At 65.3% G+C, this 3,203-nt stretch carries 2 protein-coding genes; both read left to right on the forward strand.

Annotated features, from left to right (window positions below; genetic code table 11):
• The coding region (locus U9977_RS05770) for an RHS repeat-associated core domain-containing protein (protein ID WP_322748124.1) at positions 1–2,521 on the forward strand (2,521 nt) is incomplete at its 5' end.
• Between the two features lie 401 nt (positions 2,522–2,922).
• Positions 2,923–3,195 (forward strand): hypothetical protein, encoded by a 273-nt coding sequence (locus U9977_RS05775; RefSeq protein ID WP_322748125.1) that lies wholly within the window; start codon positions 2,923–2,925, stop codon positions 3,193–3,195.
• Positions 3,196–3,203 lie beyond the last annotated feature (8 nt).

Here is a 3,203-nt window from a genome sequence, read left to right on the forward strand (position 1 = left end):
GATTGTCCGGCCGGACGGCAGCCGGATGACCGCACAATGGAATGATCTGCGACTACCGGTGACGCTGGTCGAGCCGGATGGTGCCCGCTGGGAACGCACCTACGATGACCGGGGCAACCTGACGGCGGTGGTCGATCCGGTCGGGGCGCGGACCGGGTTCGCCTATGACGACCGCGGGCGGCTCACGACCGTCACCGACGCGCTCGGCCAGACCCGGCGGGTGGTCACGGATGCCGCCGGTCTGCCGGTCGCGGTGACCGATCCCCTCGGTACGGTGACCTCCTGCGAGCGGGACGGGTTCGGCCGGGTGGTCGCGGTGACCGACCCGGTGGGCGGGGTGACCCGGTTCGGGTGGACGGTGGAGGGCAAACCCGTATCCCGGACCCTGCCCGACGGGGCGGTCGAGCGGTGGAGCTATGACGGGGAAGGAAACCTTGTCGAGCATGTGGACGCGGCCGGTTTGGTGACCCGCACCGAGGTGACGCATTTCGATCTGCCGGCGGTGCGGACCGGCCCGGACGGGGCGCGGCTGGCCTTCGTCTATGACACGGAACTGCGGCTGGTGGCGGTGACGAATCCGCAGGGCCTGGTGTGGCGGTATGACTACGATCCGGCCGGGAATCTGGTGCGGGAGACCGATTTCAACGGCCGGGTGCTGGCCTACGTCCATGATGGCGCCGGGCAGGTCGTTGAACGTGTCAATGGTGCCGGGGAGAGCGTGCGGTTCACCCGCGATCCGCTCGGGAACGTGACCGAGACACGATCCGCGGACGGTGTGACGACCTTCGCTTACGACGCCGTCGGCCGGGTCGTGCGCGCTACCAACTCCGATGCGGACTGTGTGTTCAAGCGGGACCCTCTCGGCCGGGTACTGGCCGAGACGTGTAACGGCCGGACGGTGTCCTCGACGTTCGACGTGCTGGGCCGGCGGGTGCGGCGGGTGACGCCGTCCGGAGCGGACAGCCGCTGGGAGTATGACCCGAACGACCTGCCGCTGTCGCTGCACACCGCTGGTCGGACGGTGCGGTTCGTCCACGACGCGGCGGGCCGGGAGGTGACGCGCAGTCTGGACAGCGGGGTGGTGCTGGGGCAGGCGTGGGACGCCAACCACCGACTGCTGTCGCAGAACGTGACCGCGGGGCACGCACGGGTGCTCCAGCGCCGGGACTACTCCTACAGCCCGGATGGGTATGTCACCGAGATCGATGACATGCTCGCCGGCCTGCGCCGGTTCGACCTCGACCCGGCGCGGCGGGTCACCGCGGTCCACGGCTCGGACTGGTCCGAGCGGTACGTCTACGACGCGGCGGGCAATATCATCGACGCGTCCTGGCCGGTGCCCGCGCAGCGTGACGGCCGGGACGGGGGGGACCATGCGGCGCAGGGCGGTCGGGAGTACGCCGGCACGCTGATCCGCCGGGCCGGCCGGGTCCGCTACGAGCATGACGGCCAGGGCCGGGTGACGCTGCGCCAGCACAAGCGGCTGTCGGGTAAGCCGCGTACCTGGCGCTACAGCTGGGATGCCGACGATCGGCTGACCGGTGTCACCACCCCGGACGGCCAGCGCTGGCGTTACCGGTACGACCCGTTCGGCCGGCGGATCGCCAAGCAGCACCTCAGCGGCGATGGCACCGGCGACGCTGGTGAGGTGGTCGAGCGGATCGACTTCGCCTGGGACGGCGTTGTCCTCGCCGAGCAGCGGCACGTCGCCGGGGACGATCCGGCACCTCGCGTCACCACCTGGAACTGGGAGCCCGGCGGTTTCCGTCCGCTCACCCAGTCCGAGCGTCGCCCGTCTGAGACGGCTATGGGCGGCAAAACCGGCGACGACGACACCGCCGCTGACCACGACAGCGACGAGCAGGCGTGGTTCGACGCCCGGTTCCACGCCATCGTCACCGATCTGGTCGGCACACCTACCGAACTCGTCGACCCCGCAGGCGAGCTCGCCTGGCAGGTCCGCACCACCCTCTGGGGCGTCAGCCCGCCGCCCGTCGGCCAGGACGTCGACTGCCCGCTGCGTTTCCCCGGCCAATACCATGACCCCGAAACCGGCGCCAACTACAACTATCACCGCTACTACGACCCAGAAATGGGCCGATACGAAAGTAATGATCCTCTTGAATTGCAAGGGGGGTTCAATCCACCTTGCTACGTGCCTAATCCGATAACATGGCTGGACCCGTTTGGATTGGCACCTTGCGATCGGTTGAACTGGAGTTCGCGGGCAAACCGGACTTCGGTGCAGAATGCATTTGCGCATTGGAAGAAACACGGCGGCCAATTTCCGCACATTCCGAACGCGCTGCAGTTCGTGCGGAAGGCCCACGAATTCATGGATAAGCCTCCATTGGGGGCACGAACCGTCCGCACCACGAGGTACGACGGCGCGGTGGATATCGAGACGTGGGATCCTGCTACGAATATTTTTGGCGTGCGTTCCGATGGTGGGTTGATGCGTACGTTCCAGGTGCTCGATCCCTCCCATCCCAGCTACGCCAACATTATCGGCAGGTTTTAGATGGCTTCGTCAGATGGCAGCGATGCCAGATGTCGGGTTTGCGGCCTTGACTTGGGCGAACCCCCATGGGGGCCAGATGGTTCGAGTCCCACCTATATCATCTGTTGGTGCTGTGGCGCAGAAGCGGGTGTGGACGAGATTACTCGAGAATCGGCACTGTATTTTCGAAAAAAATGGATCGATTCCGGTGCGCAGTGGTTCAGTCCGAGGGAGCGCCCTGTTGGCTGGGATTTGCAAGAACAGATAACTCATATTCCAGCTTGCTACAGGTGAAGAGATAGTCGCACAACCGGGGTGGAAGGGCTGGGACGAAGCGTTTGAGGGTTTTGGGCGGTGCTCGTTGCTAACCGTGAACGTGGGGACACCGCTGGGTGCACAGGATTTCGGGAAGAAGGGCGTGCATGTGCACGCCCAACGGCGTCGAAGTCGTCCTTCGTCCGGGTACCGACGGAATCGTGCTTAAACCCTTCTATGGTAAGGATTTCGGCGGCCCCTTTGATGCGGCTCTTCCTCATGTCGAGAAGGCCCTTCGGGGCCCGGTATTCCGAGCGAAGCTCAAGGGTCAGCTAGAGACCGCGCTGCCCGGTCTTGCGAAGAATCCGGATCGGTTGGTGAGGAATCGATCTATCGAAGTCCATCGACTTCTCAAATTGCTGGAAAGAATTGGAAGATGATTGGCTGG

This window comes from Protofrankia sp. Cas8, from assembly GCF_963555845.1.
Taxonomy (GTDB): Bacteria; Actinomycetota; Actinomycetes; order Frankiales; family Frankiaceae; genus Protofrankia.

Coding starts and splice junctions, on each gene's coding strand:
- U9977_RS05775 (WP_322748125.1), top strand. CDS start 2,923: ATGTGCACGCCCAACGGCGTCGAAGTCGTCCTTCGTCCGGGTACCGAC.